Genomic DNA, 19282 nt, shown 5'->3' with positions numbered 1-19282 from the left:
CCGGCCGCAGCGGTGGACGACCAGAGGCTCAGGCTGCCCGGATAAGCAGCGTCGACTCACGCGGTCCGACGACGCAGCGTGAGGGAGGCCAGCACGAGCGCACCCACCATGAACGCGACGACGATCAGCAGCGGACCGAACACGTCCCACCCCTCTTCACCGGCGGAGACGGCGTTGATCGTGTCGATCGCGTAGCTCAGCGGCAACCAGTCCGAGATCGCGTGCAGCACCTCGGGCATCTGATCCCGTGGCATGAACAGTCCGCCGAGGATGATCTGCGGGAAAACGAGCAACGGCATGAATTGCACGGCCTGGAACTCGGTCTGCGCGAATGCGCTGGCCAGCAGACCGAGCGCCGTGCCCAGCAAAGCGTCGACGATGGCCACGAGTCCGAGCTGCCAGAGCGGCCCTTCGGTCTCCAGCCCGCAGACCCACACCGCGAACGAGACGGTGATCACGGCCTGCAGCAGCGCCATCAATCCGAACGCCACCGCATACCCGAGGATGAAGTCCGCCTTCGCGAGCGGCGTGGTCATCAACCGTTCCAGCGTTCCCGACTTCCGCTCGCGCAGCGTCGTGATCGAGGTGATGAGGAACATCACGATGAACGGGAACAGCGCGAGGATCGGTCCCCCGAACCGGTCGAACACGCCGTCCTGGTCGCTGAACAGCCAGGCGAACAGCCCGACCAGAAGACTCGGCGCGATGAGCATGAGTGCAATCGACCGCGGGTCGTGACGCAGCTGGCTGAGCACGCGACCTGCGGTGGCGAAGAGGCGACGACCGTTCATTCGCCCGTCTCCCCTCGTCGGGTTCTGCGAGAGAGCGGATGCTGTTGCTGATCCCGTTCTATGAGGGCGAGGAACGCGGCATCCGGATCATCCGCTTCAGTGTCGGCCAGGAGTCCATCCGGCGTCGTATCGGCGATGATGCGACCGGCGCGCATGAGCAGAAGCCGGTCGCACCGCAGAGCCTCGTCCATGACGTGGCTCGACACCAGCAGGGTCACGCCGCCTTCGGCCAGGCCCCGGAACTGAGCCCATAACTCGGCGCGCAGCACGGGGTCGAGGCCGACCGTCGGCTCGTCCAGTACGACGAGTTCCGGGGAGCCGACCAGCGCCAGGGCCAGGGAGACCCGGCTGCCTTCGCCGCCGCTGAGGGAGCCGACCAACTGATCGGCCTGTGGGGTGAGCCCGACGTCGGCGATCACACGATCGACGGCGTCGCGGGGTGCGCCGAGCAGCGTCGCGACGTAGCGCAGATTCTGCCTGATGGTCAGGTCGTCGTACGCGGATGCGTCCTGTGTGCCGTAGGCCACGCGGTGGCGCAGTGCACGCGAGCCCGCCGGTTCGCCCAGGACTGTCACGACGCCGGAATCCACACGCTGCACGCCGACTATCGAGCGCATCAGCGTGGTCTTGCCGCAACCCGACGGACCGAGCAGCCCGGTGATCTGCCCGCGCGGGATCGACACGTCGACGCCGTCGAAGACCTGCGTCTTCCCGCGTCGCACCCGCAGTTGCGACACCTCCACGCTCGGGTTATTCATCATGTGATGAATTGTGCGCCTCGGATGCTGCGGCGTCAAGCCCTGCGCGGTGGAAACCCCGCGCGGTCCAGCCCTGCGGGTGCGATCAGTCGAACAGGTAACGCTGCACGGTCGGGCCGATCCGTGCGACGAGATCGTCGATTCCGGTGTCCGCGATCGGCGCCAGCTTGAGCACGTAGCGCGCCATGAGCAGCCCCGCGATCTGGGAAGCAGCGAGCGTGGCGCGCAACGGTGCGTCATCCGCGTCGATCCCGCGTGCGATGCGGCCGAGAAGCTCACGTGACAGGAACCCCGCCAGGACAGGAGTGGTGAGCTTGCTGCCGACCGCCGCGCGCATGAGAGCGACACCGCGGCGGCGGACCTCCGGCTGTTCGAACGCCTCGAGCACGAAGCGCACGATCCGCTCCCCGACCTCCCCACGGGGCCCAGCCAGAATCTCGGGGATGGCGATGTCCGGCCGTATCGGCATGCCCATCGCGGCTGCGAACAGGTCGGCTTTCGTGCCGAAATAATGGTGCACCAGTGCGCTGTCCACCCCGGCCCTGGTCGCGATCGCGCGGATCGTCGCACCGTCGTAGCCGTGTTCGCCGAATTCGTCGACAGCCGCGGAGATGATCCGTTCGCGGGAATCCGTCTCTCCGCGCGGACGCCCGCGTCGTCTCACCGTGGCCATGCCGCTCAGCCTACGCGCCGGTTCGCAGGCCGGGTGCTCGCCCGCTGCACATCGCACGCTCCGAACGCGAGAGACTGAGGGGGTGATGCGCACGCCGTTCGACCTGTCGATGATCGGTCGCGAGCTCGCGTTCGCGTCGGCGGTCGACGATCTGGGGGCGGCGCTCGACCGAAGCGCCTCCGTCGTCGTCAGCGCCCCGCCGGGAACCGGCAAGACGACGCTGGTCCCGCCGCTCATCGCGAACCGCGTTCCCGGCCGCGTGATCGTGACGCAACCACGCCGGGTCGCCGCCCGAGCGGCCGCGCGACGACTCGCGCAGTTGGACGAGTCGCTCCTCGGCTCCCGGGTCGGGTTCACGGTCCGCGGCGAGCGCCAGGTCGAGCGCTCCGCTGTGATCGAGTTCGTCACCGCAGGGGTGCTGCTGCGTCGCCTGCTCGATGACCCTGGTCTCGAGGGGATCGACGCGGTCGTCATCGACGAAGTGCACGAACGCGCACTGGAGACGGATCTGCTGATCGGCCTGCTCGGCGAGGTGCGCGAACTGCGCGACGACCTCGTCGTGGTCGCCATGTCCGCCACTCTCGACGCAGAGAGGTTCGCGACCGTTCTCGGCACTGATGCCGATCCTGCCCCGATCGTGACCCAGACGGTTCCGGCGCATCCGCTCGAGGTGCGCTGGTTGCCGAGTCCCACACCCCGCCTCGACGAACGAGGTGTGACGTGGGCGTTTCTCGACCATGTCGCGAGCACGGCGGTCGACGCTCACCGCGGCCTGGTGCACACCGATCCGACCGCTGACGCTCTCGTCTTCGCGCCTGGCGCGCGCGAGGTCTCCGAGATCGCGGGGCGCATCCGCGGTCTCGGCACGGAGTTCGACGTCCGCGAGCTGCACGGCCAGATCCCCGCGGCAGAGCAGGATGCCGTGATCAGCGGACGGAGTCCGAATCAGCCCGCGCGCATCATCGTCACGACTTCTCTCGCCGAGTCATCGCTGACCGTTCCGGGCGTGCGCCTCGTCGTCGACACGTGCCTGTCGCGTGCACCGCAGCGGGATGCTGCACGGGGCATGAGCGGTCTTGTCACGGGTCCGACATCCCGTGCTTCTGCGATCCAGCGCGCCGGTCGCGCGACGAGACAGGGACCGGGCATCGTCGTCCGTTGCGTCGACGAGCGGACCTTCGCTGCGGCCCCCGCGCGTCCTGCCCCCGAGATCGCGACCACGGATCTCACCGACGCCGCCCTGCTTCTCGCCTGTTGGGGAGCGCCGGGCGGCGCGGGGCTCCGACTGGTCGATCCGCTCCCCTCCGACAGCGTGCGAGATGCCCTGGCTGTGCTGCACGGACTCGGTGCGATCGATGCCGATGGACGAGCGACCGCCGAAGGCCGACAGCTTGCCCGGATCCCGACCGATCCTCGCCTCGCTCGCGCACTTCGCGACGGAAGCGCCCTGGTCGGCGCGCGCACGGCCGCCGAGGTGGTCGCTCTGATCGGCGGCGAGATCCGTGTCGCTGATGGGGATGCTGCGGCCACGCTCACCGCATTGCGCACTGGGCGAAGCCGTGACGCCCGTCGCTGGGAGCAGGAGGTCCGGCGGCTCGCACGCTTCGCCTCCCCTGCCGATGGGGCCCGCACGACGAGTGCAGAGCGCGGGGGCACCGATCAGGTCGGGCTCGTCATCGCCCTCGCATTCCCCGAGCGGATCGCCCGCCGCGTCGATCACTCGCCGAACGGAGCGGCCTTCCTCCTCGCCTCCGGCACCCGCGCCGGCATCACCGGTCCGCTCGCAAGTGCCGAGTGGTTGGCGGTGGCGGACGTCACCAGGGCGCAGGGACGAGCGGCCGCAGGAACCGGGGCGATCATCCGCTCTGCCGCCGTCATCTCCGAGGCCGACGCAGAGCAGGCGGCGACGCACCTGACCACCGACCGCGTCGAGGCGCAGTTCGTGAACGGGCGCGTCGTCGCGCGCCGCGAACGTCGAATCGGAGCGATCGTCCGCTCATCCGTCCCCGTGCGCGTCCACGCCGATGACGGCGGGCGAGATGCCGCACGCCGCGCGGTCGAGGAGCAGGGCCTCGGGGTGTTCACCTGGTCGGAGGCTGCGGACGGTCTGCGCCGTCGCCTCGCGCTGCTGCATCACGAACTCGGATCCCCCTGGCCCGACGTCTCGGACGCCGCGCTCCTGGACACCCTCGATTCCTGGTTGGGTCCTGAGCTGCCGAACCTCGCCACGGGCATGCCGGCCGCGCGCATCGATCTGGCGACGGCACTCCGGCGGATCCTGCCGTGGCCGGCCGCGGTCGACCTCGATGCGCTGGTTCCGGAACGACTCGAGGTGCCCAGCGGATCACATGTCCGCATCACCTATCCGCCCGTCGATGATCCGACGGCCCGCCCCGTCGTGGCCGTGAAGCTGCAGGAGTGCTTCGGGTGGGCAGAGACTCCGCGTCTCGTCGGAGGCCGGGTTCGGGTGCTGTTCCACCTGCTCTCCCCCGCACGTCAACCTCTCGCCGTGACCGACGACCTCGCGTCGTTCTGGGCAGGTCCGTACTCGCAAGTGCGCGCAGAGATGCGCGGCCGGTATCCGAAGCATCCGTGGCCCGAGGACCCCTGGTCGACAGCTCCCACCCGGCACACGACCCGCCGCGCCGCCCAGAAGTAGGGGGATCCCGTCGACGCGAGCCGTCCGGCCGCGAGCACAACTTCGGACGTGGCAGCGGACGCGCCGCGGATCTCGCGGCACGTGCGGCGTGTTGCATCAGTGGTCCGAAGTTGTGCACGCGTTCTGGAGTCATGAACGCCGACAGGGTCTCAGCACTCGATGACGTTGACCGCGAGGCCGCCCTCGCTCGTCTCCTTGTACTTCGTCGACATGTCGAGCCCGGTCTGCCGCATCGTCTCGACGACGGCATCCAGCGAGACATAGTGCTGTCCGTCGCCGCGCAGTGCGAGTCGTGCGGCCGTGACCGCGGTGGACGCCGCGATCGCGTTGCGTTCGATGCACGGGATCTGCACGAGCCCGCCGATCGGGTCGCACGTGAGGCCGAGGTGGTGCTCCATGGCGATCTCGGCGGCGTTCTCGATCTGCCGATTGGTGCCGCCCATCACGGCGGTCAGCCCGCCGGCTGCCATGGCGCAGGCGGATCCGACTTCGGCCTGGCATCCGCCTTCGGCTCCGGAGATCGACGCGTTCGCCTTGAACAGCGACCCGAGAGCCGTCGCTGTGAGCAGGAAACGGCGGATGCCGCGGCGACGGTTCGCCTCGGTGAGAGCGGTGTCGTCAGCGTCCGCGATGCTCGTGGGTTCTCCACCGAAGCCCAGCAGGGCACTGCCGACGAGTTCGCCGTAGGGCGTGACGGCGTTGCCCGAACCCAACCCGGAGTCGGCGAGGAACCGCCACCAGTACATCGCCACGGCGGGAAGGATGCCGGCGGCGCCGTTGGTCGGAGCAGTGACGACCCGCCCGCCCGCGGCGTTCTCCTCGTTGACTGCGAGCGCGAAGGCACCGAGCCACTCCCCCGGGATCTCGCGCCCACCCTCGGCTTCCACGCTCTCCAGTTGCGTACGGATCGCGCCTGCGCGGCGTTTCACCTTGAGGATGCCGGGGAGCACGCCGTTCGCGTGCAAGCCGGCATCCACGCATTCGGCCATCGCATCCCAGATGGCGTCGAGGCCGGCGGCGACCTCCTCCTCCGAGCGCATCGCCATCTCGTTGTGCCGCGCGACATCGGCTATCGACAGGCCGTGCTCATCGCAGAGCGCGAGCAGCGAGGCCGCGTCGGAGTATGCGAACGGCAGGGATCCGGTGCTGACCTTTGCGTCCTCGCCTTCGCGCCGGATGAATCCGCCGCCGACGGAGTAATAGGTCTCCTCGGCGATCGCGGCGCCGTCTGCGCCGAGCGCGACGATCGCCATGGCGTTCGGATGCCCCGGCAACCGGGTGCGCGGCGCGAACTGGATGTCGTTCTTCTCGAACGAGACCGCGTGTGCTCCGTCGACAAGCAGCGTCTCCCCGGCGCGGAAGTCGGTCCATGCGGAGCGCACCTCGGCCGGATCGCAGGTCTCGGGCGCGAGTCCGCGGAGTCCCGAGACCACGGCATCCGGGGTGCCGTGCCCGATGCCGGTTGCGCCGAGCGAGCCGTAGAGCGTGCACGTCACTCGGGTCACCTGGGTGAGCGTGCCGGTCGCCCTCAACCGTCGGGCGAAGTCCAGCGCGGCGCGCATCGGACCCACGGTATGGGAGCTGGAAGGACCCACTCCGATGGAGAAGAAGTCGAAAGCCGAGACGTACGCTGTCACACCTCAAGGCTACGCGTGTGGAGCGTCCCGACGCCGCGACTGCGCCAGACTGATGACATGACCTCCGACGCGCCGCTGTACCGCCGCGTCGCCGAGCGGATCGCACGACGGATCGCCGATGGGGAGTTCCCGGTCGGCACTCTGCTACCAGGAGAACAGACGCTCGCCACGGAGCATGGTGTCGCGCGCGGTACCGTGCGCAGCGCATTGGCGCTGCTCGCACGTCGCGGAGTCGTCGCGCCGCGATCCGGCGCCGGGTGGATCGTGCAGTCGTCGTCGCACACGCAGGCACTCGCCGCGTTCGGATCGTTCGCCCAGTGGGCGCACAATCGCGGCCTCACACCCGGCGGCCACGTCATCCGGGAGACGGAAGGCGCGGCGACGGCCGATGAGGCCCGCCTGCTGCGGATCGCACAGGACTCCCCCGTGCTGCGGTTCACACGCCTGCGCAGTCTCGACGCGCACGTGGTGATGGTCGAACGCGCCGTGTACCCGGGGTGGCTCGCGCACGTGCTCCGAGGGCTGCCCGTCGACACGCCGTCGCACGCCGCGGTGCTCGACGCGGCCGGGTACGGCGAGTCGTTCGGATCGCACCGGATCGACGCGGTGGCCGCGTCCAGCGAGGATGCACGACTTCTCGGCATCCGACGATCGAGCCCTCTGCTGCGGGTGCGGCGGCAGGCCTTCGCTCGCGACGGGCGCCCGATCGATCTCACCGAGGACCGCTACCTGCCCGACTCCGTGTCCTTCGAGGCGTCATCGACCTCCGACGCGCGACCCGGAGGGTGGACCCGCGCCCTCTCCTGACGGTGGGAGTTGGACAGCTGTGCACAGTCGTCCCTGTTATCCGGGCGTTCGGGCGCCCGGTTCGCGCCCCGTTGGCGGCGTGTTCATCGCGCGTTCGAAAACGGTGCCGAGACTCGAGCCAGCGTCAACCCGGCGCACACCGAAAGGATCACGATGTCTTCCCTTCACCGTTCCCGCCCCCGCCTGCGGCGCGCGATCATCGCGGCCGCGACAGTCGGCCTCATCGCCATTCCCTCCGCCCCCGCGATCGCATCCGACAGCTTCGGCCTCACCGTCGCGCCGGCAGCCACGGCTCAGGCCGGATCGACCCTGACCACCGAGAGCCCTGACCTCGTCGAAGGCGACGCCGTAGAACTGGCGTGGACCACCGACGCACCCCACGCCACGAACTGGGTCGGCGTCTACCCGCAGGGCGTCACGCCCGGATCGACCGCCTCGACGCAGTGGGCGTACACCGCGGCAGAATCGGGCACCGTCAGCTTCTCCGGTCTCAACGCCGGGGTGTGGGATGTCTACCTGCTCGCGCAGGACGGATACGACGTGCTGTCCGGGCCCGTCACCGTCACCATCGCGAGCGACCCCGACCGGCCGCAGCCCGGCGACCCTGACGCGGCCGTCGAGATCGACCCGATCGTGACGAGCAACGACACCGACGAGATCATCGCCCGCGAGGCCTTCGGCGCCGAGGGCGCCGAAGGATGGTCGGTGAGCTTCGACGACTCGATGACCGGCGAAGGGTCCGACGCCTACCGCGGCTGGCAGTTCACCACCCGCGACGAATGGACCGGCGAGGTCGACGAGATGCGCAAGCGCTTCGGCCGCTCGCAGGACACGATCGTCGTGGCCGACGCCCAGCAGTTCGGTGATCAGCCGTTCGACTCGACGCTCACCGGATCCGCCGTGCCCGTGGAGGGACTCGGCGCAGTGCGCCTCACGTTCGACAGCCACTACCGCGGCGCTGCAGGCCAGGCTGGCACGGTCGCCGTGAGCTTCGACGGCGGGGAACCGACGGAGATCCTGCGCCTCGACTCGGAGTCCGTCGCCGACGACTACGACGCCCGGCAGATGAACTACGCGCAGGATGTCACGATCGAAGTTCCCGCCGGAGCCGAGAACGCGGTCTTCAGCTGGAACCTCTCCGGCGATGCCGATGCCCGGTACTGGGCGATCGACTCGGTCACCGTGCACGAGTCGCTCGCCGCTCCAACCGGCGACGCCACCCGCGCGTGGGTCATGAGCGACATCCAGGGCCACCCGCAGGATCTCCAGCACGCCCTCAACGACTATGCAGAGCTCCTCCCCGGTGCGGACGGCATGCTGATGGTCGGCGACATCGTCAACAGCGGTTCGGACGCGGAATGGACCGAGATCTACGATGTGATGGACGCCACAGCCGACATCCGTCCGCGTCAGACCATCGCGTCGATGGGCAACCATGAGCGCTACGCCGCCGGCGGCTTCGACTCCAACCGCGACCGATTCCTCGCCTTCGCCGACCGCGACAGGGTGTGGGACGAGTACGTCATCGAAGGCCCGGCCGGCGACCTGCCGGTGATCGTCCTCGGCCAGGAGTTCGCCGGTCCGACCGACGTGGCTATGAGCGATGCGCAGGTCGAGTTCCTCGAGGAGCGGCTCGCACACTGGACCGCGCTCGACAAGCAGGTCGCCGTGATGACGCACTTCCCGCTCGGCGACACGGTCTCCGCGTCGTGGATCCCCGGATACCACGGCCACCACCAGATGAACGATCGGCTGACGAGCATACTGGGCAACTACCCCAACGCGATCGTGTTCTCGGGCCACACGCACTACCCCGCCGAGCTCGGCGACTGGGCGGTCCAGCGCCGCACGGCCGACGGCCACCCGGACGGCTTCTGGGCGGTCAACACGGTCGCGATGCACGTGGAGTGGGACGCGCGCGGAGAGAACACCGCCGGCATCAGTGAGATCGTGACCCGCGACATCAACCAGGGGCTCACGCTCGAGGCATACGGCGACCGCGTCGTGGTGAAGGCGTACGACTTCGCCGGCGACACCTGGCTGCGAGAGGTCGTGATCCCGAACCCGCTCGTCGCGAGCGAGACGGAGGCGGGCATCATCGCCGGCACACCGGAGATCGTCTCGACGCACCACCTCGGCATCAAGCCCGGCGCAAAGCTCACGGTCGAAGAGGGCGAGTGGACCGAGGGCACCGCGTTCTCGTACCAGTGGCTGGCCGACGGCGAGCCGATCGACGGCGCGACGACCGAGGGATTCCACCTGACGGGCGCCTGGAAGGGCCACGACATCACCGTGCAGGTGACCGGCACCGCTGAGGGACTCGCCCCGGCGACCGTAGAGTCCGAGCCGATCCGAATCGACTGACTGCACCGACTGTGCCCCGCCTTCTCGAGGGCGGGGCACAGTCGTGCCTGCTGAGGAGAACGAATGAGCAATCCCCGTGCGCACGCCCGTCGCCTGCCCGCCGCAGTGCTGTGGGACATGGACGGCACGATCGTCGACACCGAACGTCATTGGATCGCGGCGGCGGAACGGATGCTAGCAGAGACCGGCCTCGCGGCACCGGAGAACGCACTCGGCCGACTGGTCGGACTCGCCCTGCCAGATGGGGCGCGCGTCATCCACGAGCTCGGTGGAACAGGGTCCGGTGACGCGCTCCTCGACCGCTGGATCGAGCTGGCGACCGCGCGCACACGAACGGAGGGAATCACCTGGCGGCCGGGCGCTCGAAGCCTGCTGCGTACGCTCAGCAATGCGCGTGTGCCGCTCGCGCTGGTCACGATGTCGTACCGCGATTATGCGGACGAGATCCTCGCGGCGCTGCCGTCAGGAACGTTCGACGTCACGGTCACCGGCGACGAGGTCGCACACGGCAAGCCGTCTCCCGACGCGTATCTGCGCGCCGCCGAGCTGCTGGGGGTCGACCCGGCGGACTGCGTCGCGATCGAGGATTCTCCGGTCGGCCTGGCTGCAGCCCGTGCCGCCGGTGCGGCCACGGTCGGCGTGCCGCATGACGTGCCGCTCGCCGAAGACGCCGCCGATCTGCTCTGGCCGTCGCTACGAGGACGCGGACTGCACGACCTCCGGATTCCGTTGGGCGAAGAGGGCGCCGGCAACGAAGAATCCCCCACCGCTTTCGCGACGGGGGATTCACACAATGTGCGCCCGAAGGCCTAACGTGCCGCGCGGGCGACCGCAGCGGGCGTGTGGAGGTCAGAGCCCATGATGTCGAGCTGCGCGCTGATCTCGGCCGGGTTGGAGTCGCCGACCATCTTCTGCAGGAACTTGGTGTGGTCGAAGATGGCATCGCGCAGGGGTCGCATGAGTGTCGGGACGTGGTGGAAGTTGCGCCCCAGCATGTACGCCTGCTTCACCTGAGCAGCGGTGTGCTCCACCCGCAGTTCCTCGTAGCGCGCGAGCGTCTTCTTGAGGGCGGCCGAATCGCCCAGGTCGACGCCGTTGAGCGTCTGTCCTAGGAAGTAGCCGTCGACGATCGACATGCCGGCTCCGTACGCGGCGTACGGGCTGGTCGCGTGCACGGCGTCACCGGCGAAGGTGACCCGTCCCTTGCTCCAGACCTTCGGCACGTCACCGCGGTCCCGGATCGGCCACCGGAAGATGTGCTCTTCGGACGTGTTCGCGATGAGCTCCGCCACCTCAGGGGGGAACTCCTTCGCGAGGAACAGTGCGTGCGCCTTGAGATCGACCGGGGCGGGATTCTGCGGGTCCCATGCCTGAAGCACCCACCATTCAGCGCCGTCGCGGCCTTTGCTGCGGATGCCGGTGTGGCTCGCCTGCACCGTGCGGGAGTGGCGGAGGATCGCCTCTCGCGGGTTGACGGCGGCAGGCAGGTCGAAGGTGAAGCCGCCGATGACGTGCAGATTGTGCTCGCGGATCGGCGGAAGTCCCCAGACCGTCTCGCGGACGACCGAGTTGATCCCGTCGGCGCCCACGACAAGGGGCGTCGTGATACTCGTATCGTCCTGGAAACGGACCACGACGTGATCGCCCTCGTCCTCGAGGCCGGCGACCTGCTTGTTTCCGACGAAGATTCCTGGCGGGAGCGCATCGACCATGCGCTCGTAGAGGTCGGGGCGGGTGAGGCCGATGAAGCCGCCGTTGCCGTACTTGTCGACGACCGACTGCGGGAACTTCACGCGCGCGCGTACCTTGTCTCGGGAGTTGCGGAACTCCGTCTCGCAGAACGCGCCGATGTCCTCGACGTCCACGCCGATGTGCTCGAGCGCCTGGACTGCGGGTGGCCAGAGGTTCACGATGTTGCCGGCCGGACTCGGTTCCGCGTAGCGCTCGTACAGTTTCACGGGGATGCCCACGGCGTGCAGGGCCAGGGCGGTCGCGATGCCGGCTGGACCGGCGCCGATGACCGCGACGGCTTCTGGTTCGGTGCGGGTGGTGCTCATGAGTGACCTGCTCTCTTCGTCGAGTGCGGAGTGGTGGTTACTGCGGGATGGATCGAAGGACATGCGACGTGAGGACGTCCGGATTCACGATGGACGGCGGGCACCCGCCCGCGAGGACAGCGAGGACGTTGGACATCGCTTTCGTGGCGAGCTCGATGAGGGAGCCGTCCGAGGCGAACGCGACGTGGGGCGTGATGAGCGCCGCCGGGCTTGAGCGGAGCCAGTGGTCAGCAGGGAGTGGCTCGGGGTCGATGACGTCGAGCGCTGCCCGTAGCCGGCCGCGGTCGAGCTCGGGCCGCAATGCCTCGGTGTCGACCAGGCCGCCCCGACCGACATTGATGAGCAGGGTGCCGTCCTTCATCATCCCGAGCTCGCGGGCGCTGACCAGGTAACGTGTCTCGGCGTTGAGCGGAACGTGAAGCGACACGACGTCTGCGAGACCGAACAGTTCATCGCGCTCGACCACGCGGGTCACCGATGGCGGCGCGGCGCTGGGATCGGCCGCGAGCGCGCGAGATGAGACCACCACCTCGAATCCGAAGGCAGCGGCGCGCTCGGCCACAGCCCGGCCGGTCGAGCCGAAACCCACCACACCGAACACGAGGCCGCGCAGGCGTCGTGAGGGGTGCGCAGCCTCGGGCGTCCAGCCCCCGCTGCGTATCGCATCGGTCGCGGGGATGAGGTTGCGCAGCGTCGCGAGAGCGAGAGCGAGAGCATGGTCGGCGACCTCCTCAGTGCAGAACTCCGGCACGTTACTCACGAGGATGCCGAGATCGGTCGCGCAGTCGACATCGATGTTGTCGACGCCCACCCCGTAGCGCGCGACCGTGAGGCAGCGCTCGGCGGCATCGAGGACCGGCGCGGTGACGCGACGGAAACAGGTGAGGATGGCATCCGCCTGCGGGGCGAGAGTGAGCAGATGTTCGTCGGACTCCGCCAGGAGGATCTCATGGCCGGCGGCGTGCGCCAGTTCGGTCTCGATCGCGGCACTCGGCCACGCGATGTCCGTGATGACGATTGTCGCCATGTCAGGACCCTCTCCCGAATCTTGGATGGGCCAGCGCGATGTCGTCGCCGAGTTCGCGCTCGATCTCGAGCACTCGGTTCCATTTTCGCCGTACGCTCGGAGCGCATCGTCGACCCGATCTTGAGCTGACCGGTGTTCCATCCGATGGCCAGGTCGGCCAGCCAGTGGTCCTCGGTCTCCCCGGAGCGCGCCGAGAGCACCGTGGCGTAGCCGGCGACGTGCGCGATCTCGACGACCTCGCGGGCCTCGCTCAGGGTGCCGATCTGGTTGGGCTTCACGAGCACGGCGTTTGCCACTGCGTCGTCGATTCCTCGGCGGAGCCGGTCAGGCGACGTCACGAAGAGATCGTCGCCGAGCAGTTGGATGCCGCCGAGGCGGTCCGTTGCCGTGCGCCAGCCGTCCCAGTCGTCTTCAGCCAGCGCGTCCTCGATGGAGACGATCGGGAAGTCGGCCGACCAGGCTGCAAGTTCCTCGACGAGCTCGTCGGCCTGCATCCGGCGATTCTCGGTCTCCCAGACGTAGGTGCCTTCGGACGGGGAGTGGAACTGCGTCGCGGCCACATCGATGGCGATGGCGATGTCATCGCCCGGGATGAGGCCGGCGCGTTCGAATGCGACCGAGAGCACTTCCAGCGCTTCACGGTTCGACGACAGCTGCGGGCCGTAGCCGCCTTCGTCGGCGACGAGCGCCCACGTCGCGCCGCGATCGCGCAGCACTTCGCCCGTTGCCGCGCGCACACGGGCGACGGTCTCGATGGCCTCGGCGAACGTCGTGGCGCCGACCGGCACAACCAGGAAATCCTGCACGTCGAGGGCACGGGCGGCATGCGCACCGCCTGAGATGATGTTGATCATCGGCATCGGGAGCGTCCGAGGGCCATCGCCGACCGCGGCGTAGAGCGGGAGACCGCGGCCCGCCGCGGCTGCCTGAGCGGTGGCGACGGAGATCGCGAGGATCGCGTTGGCGCCGAGCCGTCCGCCGTCCTGGGTGCCGTCAGCCTTCCGCAGCGCGCGATCGACGGCTTCCTGGTCGGTCACGTCGATCCCGCGCACTGCCCGGAGCAGCTCGCCCTCGACGTTGGCGACCGCTCGCCGCACCCCGTACCCGCCGTAACGCTCGCCACCGTCACGCAGCTCCCGCGCCTCATGAGACCCGGTCGAGGCGCCGGAAGGGACGATGGCACGACCGCGGGCACCTCCTCGGGTCACGACGGTGCAGCCCACTGTGGGACGGCCCCGCGAGTCCAGCGCCTCGAACGCCGTGATCGTCTCGATCGGGTCAGACATTCGTCATCCTCCAGAGTTCAGCGAGTCCGGTGGGGGTCTCGCGCAGCATTTTGAGCGCGAGCGCACGAGCCTCATCGCGCTGCGCCGTTGAAAAATAGTCGACCGGCGACTTGCCGTCGACCCTCGCCAGCACGAGCACTCCTGTGTGTGCGAGCAGGTGCCGGCCGTCCGGGGCGCCGAGCGACGCCCGCGTGCGGTCGGAGTAGGTCTGCAGGAAGTTCTCTGCCGTGGCGATGAGTTCGTCTCGGCGGTCGGGCCGGGCGATGATCTTGCAGATCAGATGATGCAGGAGGAACGCGACGTCGAAGGTCGGGTCGCCGACGTGCGCGACCTCCCAGTCGATCACCCACAGGCCGCCGCCGACGAGCGGCTCGGCGAGGATGTTCTTGGGCGAGAAGTCGCCGTGCACGATGCTGACGCGGGTGCTCGCCATTCGCTCGACGAGCTCCGCGATGACCGGTGCGGCGTCGGGGTTCCGCTCTGCCGCGACCGTATAGAACGGTTGCACGCGCAGCTGCCCGAACGTCTCCTGGTCGTCGAAGTCCGCGAGGACGCGGGGATCGGATGCCGAGGCGAGATGCCAGTCGGCGAGGAGGGCACCCAGCCGGGTGCCGACATCCGGCCGCACATCACCGGCCAGCAGCTGCTGCTTCCAGTCGCCGTAACCGGCGGGTGCGAGTTCGATGACGAGCACATTGTTCTCGCGGTCGACAGCGACGACTCCGGGTACGGCATCGGGCGCCACGCCGTGAGCCCACCGCAGCGCCGCGGCCTCGGTGTAGGAGCGCTCCGCCGACGCTTCCCACACCTCCACGACCCGCAGCCGCGGCAGAGCCCGCTTCACGACGAACGCGCTCTGCGCCGTCCGCACCACGAGGACGTCGTTCGAGACTCCGCCAGCCAGCGGTTGGACCGTGTGCTCGTCGTGGAGCAATCCGGCGTGCCGCAGTGCGCCCAGCGCGACCTCGCGAAGGTCGTCCCCCGCGGATGCCTCTGCTGTCGTCATTGTCATCTCCTCGTGGTCACCGTTGGATGGTTTCGCGGGACCGCCCGCCGCCGGCCGGTCCCGCGAATCTTGTAGAGCTCAGGCGGCTTACGCCGGTACCGCCATCTTCTGCGCGACCGCGTAGACGAGGCCGCCGATGTCGGCGTGCTGGTCACCATCGATCTGCCACTGCCCGACCTGCACCGAGGACTCGACCACCGTGGCCGCACGCGGCAGACGACGGGCGTGGAACTCATCCCACAGGCCCTGCTCCAGCTGGTCGTGCGACTCGAGGAGTTCGGTGAGGACGAGTGCGTCCTCGAGGGCTTGGGCCGCCCCCTGCGCGATCGTCGGGGGGCAGCTGTGCGCCGCATCGCCGATGATCACGACTCGCCCCCGGTTCCAGGCATCCGGGACGAGGTGCGCCGTGAACCACGTGTAATTCACCTGCGGCGACTTGAGCAGATCGGCCCGGATCGCATTCCACGGCCCGTCGTACGCGAGGGATGTCTCGTACATGAGGCGTGCGTGCTCCTCGTCCGAGAGCGCAGAACGATCCTGGGCCGGCTCGACGAGGAACGCGTACATCGCGTCTTCGCTTGTCGGCGTGTAGCCGGCGATGTAGACCGGTCCGCCGTAGATCACCTCAGAGGACACGACCTCGGAGGGTCGCGACACGAAAGCCCGCCACGCGCCCATGCCGGTCCGCTGGGGCCGGACGTCGATGCCGATGAGTTCGCGCACCGTGGAATGGAGGCCATCGGCGCCGATCAGCAGGTCGAACGAGCCGACCGGCTCCCCGTTGACCGTCAGCTCGACCTGCTTTTCCTGCTCCGTGAGCCCGGTGAGCTCCGCGTCGAACCGAAAGACCACGCCCTGCGCGACGGCGGCGGCATGAAGAATGCGGGTCAGATCCGGCCGATACATCCCCAACGAAGCCGGATAGTCCGGGCCTCCGGTCTTCGCTTCCGGCAGGGACATGACGACCGGAGCGCCGGGTCCGGGGGCCCTGATGACCAGGCCGTCGGACGGATATCCTTGCTCAAGCACGTCGTTCCAGACACCGAGTTGATCCAAGACCCGCAAGGCGTTTCCCTGCAATGTGATACCCGAGCCCAGCGGGGTCAGGTCGGGTTTCTTCTCGAAGACCTCCACATCGACCCCGCGCTTGGCAAGCTGAATCGCCGCCGCCATCGCGGCGACGCCACTGCCGGCGATCGCAACCTTCTTCACTGCAGTCATTACCGTCTTCCTTCCTTGAGATCTCCATCGATCTCGGTTGACCTTTCAGCAGCACGGGTCTCGCGCCGTGGGTCAGACGCCCTGAGGCTTCTGCTGGAAGAAGTCGGCCAGCTGCTCGGAGTTGACCGCTTCCTGCTCCTTCTCGGCAGCTTCCTTGGGGGGCAGCGGCCAGGCTTCGTAGAACGACTCCGGCATCGCGACGTTGCGATAGATCGACTGGCCGGGGTTTCCGCCGGCTGCTTGATACGTCTTCGGCTCCCAATCCGGCATGCTGTTCACCCAGCCGCCCGAGTTGACCTCCATCCGGAAGCCGCCTGGCTCCCGAAGGTAGAGGTAAGTGATCTCATCGATGCCGTGCACCCCTGGGCCCAGCTCGATCGGGGTGCCGTGCGAGACCGCGATCTCAGCCATGCGCTCGACGTCGACGCGCTGGTCGACGCGGAAGGCGATGTGGTGGGCGCGACCAGTCACGCCGCTGAAGTCGGGGACGAGCGCGATGTCATGGGTGGAGCGGATACCGTTGCACGTGAGGGTCGAGAAGACGGAGAAACCCGGCTCGACCTCGGTGGCGGCGGTGTGGCGCGCGCCGAGCTTCTTGTAGAACTCGATGTCACCCTTCATGTTCGCGCTCGGCATCGTGACGTGGTCGAGGTACCGCACCGCGGACCCCCCGTTGGTCGGGATCTTCTGCGGACGATTGGGGACCGCGTGGTCCTTCTTGTCTTCCGGCGCCTCGTAGAGGTCCACGTCCCAGAACACCTCGTGAAGGTGGCGGCCGAATGCAGAGCGGTACTGGTACGTGCGCCCGTGACCGGTCCAGTCATCCACCCAGCCGACGTGCTCCTCGGAGTCCTGAAGGCGCTTGGCGATCGTCTCGGGGTCTTCGGCCCCGTACGTGCGCCAGCCGATGCGGCCGACACCGGACTCCTTCGCCTCAGTGACGATGAGGCTCGAGTGAAGCCACTCAGCCCAGCCACGGAGGTAGACGGACTGACCTTCGCGCGTGGTCTCTTCCAGACCGAAGATGTCCTTCAGCCAGGCGACGGTCTCTTCGGGCTTCGGACTGAACAGCTCTACGTGCGCGAGCTGCGAGAGCAGGATCTCTGACATTGCTTATGACTCCTTCGTCAATGGTGGGTCTTATTCAGCGTGGCGGGGCGACACAGCGGGTGACCTGGGTGCCCAGGCCCGTGATGCTCGCCTCCATGACGTCGCCGGGCCGAAGCCAGCGATTGCCATGCTTGCCGGCATTCCCGGCAGGCGATCCCGTCAGGATCATGTCTCCGGCGGACAGAACCGTCGAGTGCGAGGCGTAACTGACGCACTTCTCGACACCGTGGATGATGTCCTCTACCAGTTCGTCCTGCATCGTTTCGCCGTTGAGTTTCAGCGTGATCCTCAGGCGGCGATAGTCAGGAACGAACCGGGCGGGCAGGATGATCGGCCCCGTGGGGAAGTAGGTCGGCCGGTTCTTCGACGTGACGAAGTCCGTGAGCGGCACGTTCGAGCGCGCCATGACGTCTCGAACCGTGATGTCGTTGCTCATCACGTAGCCCGCGATGTGATCGAACGACTCTTCGGGCGAGATCCGATGCGCCGCCGACTTGAGGATGACGCCGAGCTCGAGTTCCCAGTCATGCTGATCGCCGGGCGTCCAGAGGATGACGTCGTCGCGGGCGCCGGAGACCGCGGATGGGAGCCCCACGAACATGAACGGGTCCGACTGCGCCTGTCGCTCGACAGTCTCGAGCGCGAAGGCGTGCAGTTCTTCGTCGCTGCGCTTGTCGCCCGAATTGCGGAGCGTGCTCTGCACTATCTGCTCCACGTGCACGCGGTAGTTCGCGCCAGCGCACAAGATCTGGCCGACGGGCTGCACCGGCGGGAGCACCTCCAGTGCATCGGCGGAGATCCCGCCCGTCATCGACGGAGCGACCTCGACGAGCGTGTCGATCGCGGCATCCCAATCCTGCAGCAGGCTGCGGATCGTCGCGTCTGGTCCGAGAAACGGTCTGGTGTCGTATACGAGGCCATCCCGCATCGCACCCACGAACGTCTGACCGGACGCGGTGAAACTTCCCAGACCGAAGGCGTCGGGGACCACGGGTGAGTCGGTGGTAAAGAGCACGGAATCCTCGTTCTTCATTGAACTAGAACACGAATCTGTGTTCTAGTTAGATTGTGGCCGCCGACACCGATGCTGTCAAGAGTGAATCGGTCGAACACCCTGAGGACTCACGCCTACGATGAAACTGATGTCTGAGATCAACTCCGAGATTCGCCAACCGCTGCAGAAGCGCAGCCAGGAGGCGTTCGCGCGCGTACTCCAGGCGGGGCGGGAGATCCTCGAGGAGGAAGGCTTCCCCGGATTCACCGTCCAGGCAGTGAGCAAGCGCGCCGAGGTCTCGGTCGGATCGATCTACCTTCGCGCCCCCAGCCGTGAGGCACTGCTGCTCGCGATCCACGCTCAGGAGATGGAGCGCATGGACGCGGAGGAGATCTGGCTCACGCCCGCCGCCGTCGCGCCTGGCGGAGCGCGCGCACACATCGAGCATGTCGCCACGAAGACCTCCGCGCAGATGCTCGACAACGCCGGGATTCTCCGCGCCTTCATGCGGCGAGGCCCGGAGGACCCGGAGATCTTCGAGCGTGGCCGGACAGGATCACAGCGTGTCGCCGAGCAGTTCGAGGCGGCTCTACTCGTCTGCCGAGACCACTTCCGCCATCCGGATCCCGAGACGGCAGCCGACTTCGCCTTCCGGATGCTCTATTCGATGACGGCTCGGCGCATCACCCACGGCTCGGACTTCGAGTCGACTCGACCGCTCTCCGACGAGGTCTTCCTCCAAGAGCTGGGGCGCGCAGTCGCCGACTACCTCCTCGGCCCGAGCTGAGCGGCTGCTGGCGAGAATCCGGTTGCGCCCGCGACCTCGACTCTCGGGCGCAACCGTCAGAGCCAGCGACTCTGACGCAGAAACGGCCCCCACCGAAGTGGAGAC

The 19282-nt window shown here is 68.2% G+C and carries 15 protein-coding genes and 1 pseudogene; 5 read left to right on the top strand and 11 right to left on the bottom strand.

Translation table 11 applies throughout. From position 1 onward, the window contains the following. Positions 1–56: 56 nt before the first annotated feature. The 3 genes from QFZ46_RS12560 to QFZ46_RS12550 all read right to left on the bottom strand — a co-directional run bounded on the left by QFZ46_RS12560 (position 57) and on the right by QFZ46_RS12550 (position 2222). A complete protein-coding gene (locus tag QFZ46_RS12560; protein WP_307361955.1) occupies positions 57–791 on the bottom strand; it encodes an ABC transporter permease in 735 nt (244 codons plus the stop codon). Continuing rightward, entirely contained in the window at positions 788–1549 is a 762-nt protein-coding gene (locus tag QFZ46_RS12555; RefSeq protein WP_373457676.1) for an ABC transporter ATP-binding protein, read from the bottom strand. Before QFZ46_RS12555 ends, QFZ46_RS12560 begins: the two co-directional genes overlap by 4 nt. Before the next feature lie 85 nt (positions 1550–1634). Further along, positions 1635–2222 (bottom strand): TetR/AcrR family transcriptional regulator, encoded by a 588-nt coding sequence (locus QFZ46_RS12550; RefSeq protein ID WP_307361949.1) that lies wholly within the window; start codon positions 2220–2222, stop codon positions 1635–1637. Between the two features lie 85 nt (positions 2223–2307). Here QFZ46_RS12550 and hrpB point away from each other — a divergent pair, with 85 nt between their 5' ends. Beyond that, complete coding sequence (gene hrpB / locus QFZ46_RS12545) at positions 2308–4881, top strand: ATP-dependent helicase HrpB (RefSeq protein WP_307364603.1); 2574 nt, start codon at positions 2308–2310, stop codon at positions 4879–4881. A 149-nt stretch (positions 4882–5030) separates the two neighbouring features. Here hrpB and QFZ46_RS12540 read toward each other — a convergent pair whose 3' ends face one another. Then, a complete protein-coding gene (locus QFZ46_RS12540; protein WP_307361946.1) occupies positions 5031–6518 on the bottom strand; it encodes an L-serine ammonia-lyase, iron-sulfur-dependent, subunit alpha in 1488 nt (495 codons plus the stop codon). 57 nt (positions 6519–6575) lie between these two features. Between QFZ46_RS12540 and QFZ46_RS12535 the strand changes: the two genes are divergently transcribed. The 3 genes from QFZ46_RS12535 (at position 6576) to QFZ46_RS12525 (ending at position 10502) form a co-directional block, all read left to right on the top strand. Further along, on the top strand, positions 6576–7325 hold the full coding sequence (locus tag QFZ46_RS12535; RefSeq protein WP_307361943.1) for a GntR family transcriptional regulator: 750 nt from the start codon (positions 6576–6578) through the stop codon (positions 7323–7325). Positions 7326–7478: 153 nt separating this feature from the next. After that, positions 7479–9689 (top strand): metallophosphoesterase family protein, encoded by a 2211-nt coding sequence (locus QFZ46_RS12530; RefSeq protein WP_307361941.1) that lies wholly within the window; start codon positions 7479–7481, stop codon positions 9687–9689. Positions 9690–9752: 63 nt separating this feature from the next. After that, complete coding sequence (locus tag QFZ46_RS12525; protein ID WP_307361938.1) at positions 9753–10502, top strand: HAD family hydrolase; 750 nt, start codon at positions 9753–9755, stop codon at positions 10500–10502. On the opposite strand, the gene QFZ46_RS12520 is transcribed toward QFZ46_RS12525, so the two are convergent. The 7 genes and pseudogenes from QFZ46_RS12520 to QFZ46_RS12490 all read right to left on the bottom strand — a co-directional run bounded on the left by QFZ46_RS12520 (position 10499) and on the right by QFZ46_RS12490 (position 18429). Beyond that, positions 10499–11746: an FAD-dependent oxidoreductase gene (locus QFZ46_RS12520; RefSeq protein WP_307361934.1), complete on the bottom strand. Its 1248-nt coding sequence runs from the start codon at positions 11744–11746 to the stop codon at positions 10499–10501. The two genes, QFZ46_RS12525 and QFZ46_RS12520, sit on opposite strands and share 4 nt — an antisense overlap. Before the next feature lie 37 nt (positions 11747–11783). Then, the gene (locus tag QFZ46_RS12515) at positions 11784–12773 is read right to left on the bottom strand and encodes a C-terminal binding protein (protein WP_307361930.1); all 990 of its coding nucleotides are present in this window, start codon (positions 12771–12773) and stop codon (positions 11784–11786) included. Between the two features lies 1 nt (position 12774). Then, a pseudogene (gene eno / locus QFZ46_RS12510) lies at positions 12775–14059 on the bottom strand (phosphopyruvate hydratase). Further along, positions 14052–15065: a phosphotransferase family protein gene (locus QFZ46_RS12505; protein ID WP_307361928.1), complete on the bottom strand. Its 1014-nt coding sequence runs from the start codon at positions 15063–15065 to the stop codon at positions 14052–14054. Before QFZ46_RS12505 ends, eno begins: the two are co-directional and overlap by 8 nt. Before the next feature lie 87 nt (positions 15066–15152). Continuing rightward, entirely contained in the window at positions 15153–16286 is a 1134-nt protein-coding gene (locus QFZ46_RS12500) for an FAD-dependent monooxygenase (RefSeq protein ID WP_307361925.1), read from the bottom strand. Between the two features lie 72 nt (positions 16287–16358). Then, complete coding sequence (locus QFZ46_RS12495; protein WP_307361923.1) at positions 16359–17396, bottom strand: VOC family protein; 1038 nt, start codon at positions 17394–17396, stop codon at positions 16359–16361. A gap of 34 nt (positions 17397–17430) precedes the next feature. After that, positions 17431–18429, bottom strand: coding sequence for a fumarylacetoacetate hydrolase family protein (locus QFZ46_RS12490; protein WP_307361922.1), 999 nt, complete (start codon positions 18427–18429; stop codon positions 17431–17433). 109 nt (positions 18430–18538) lie between these two features. Here QFZ46_RS12490 and QFZ46_RS12485 point away from each other — a divergent pair, with 109 nt between their 5' ends. After that, positions 18539–19177 (top strand): TetR/AcrR family transcriptional regulator, encoded by a 639-nt coding sequence (locus tag QFZ46_RS12485; protein WP_307361920.1) that lies wholly within the window; start codon positions 18539–18541, stop codon positions 19175–19177. Positions 19178–19282: the final 105 nt, after the last annotated feature.

The organism is Microbacterium murale, assembly GCF_030815955.1.
Lineage (GTDB): Bacteria > Actinomycetota > Actinomycetes > Actinomycetales > Microbacteriaceae > Microbacterium > Microbacterium murale_A.
The sequence above is the reverse complement of the archived record's forward strand: the minus strand, read 5'-3'. Positions and strand labels throughout refer to the sequence as shown.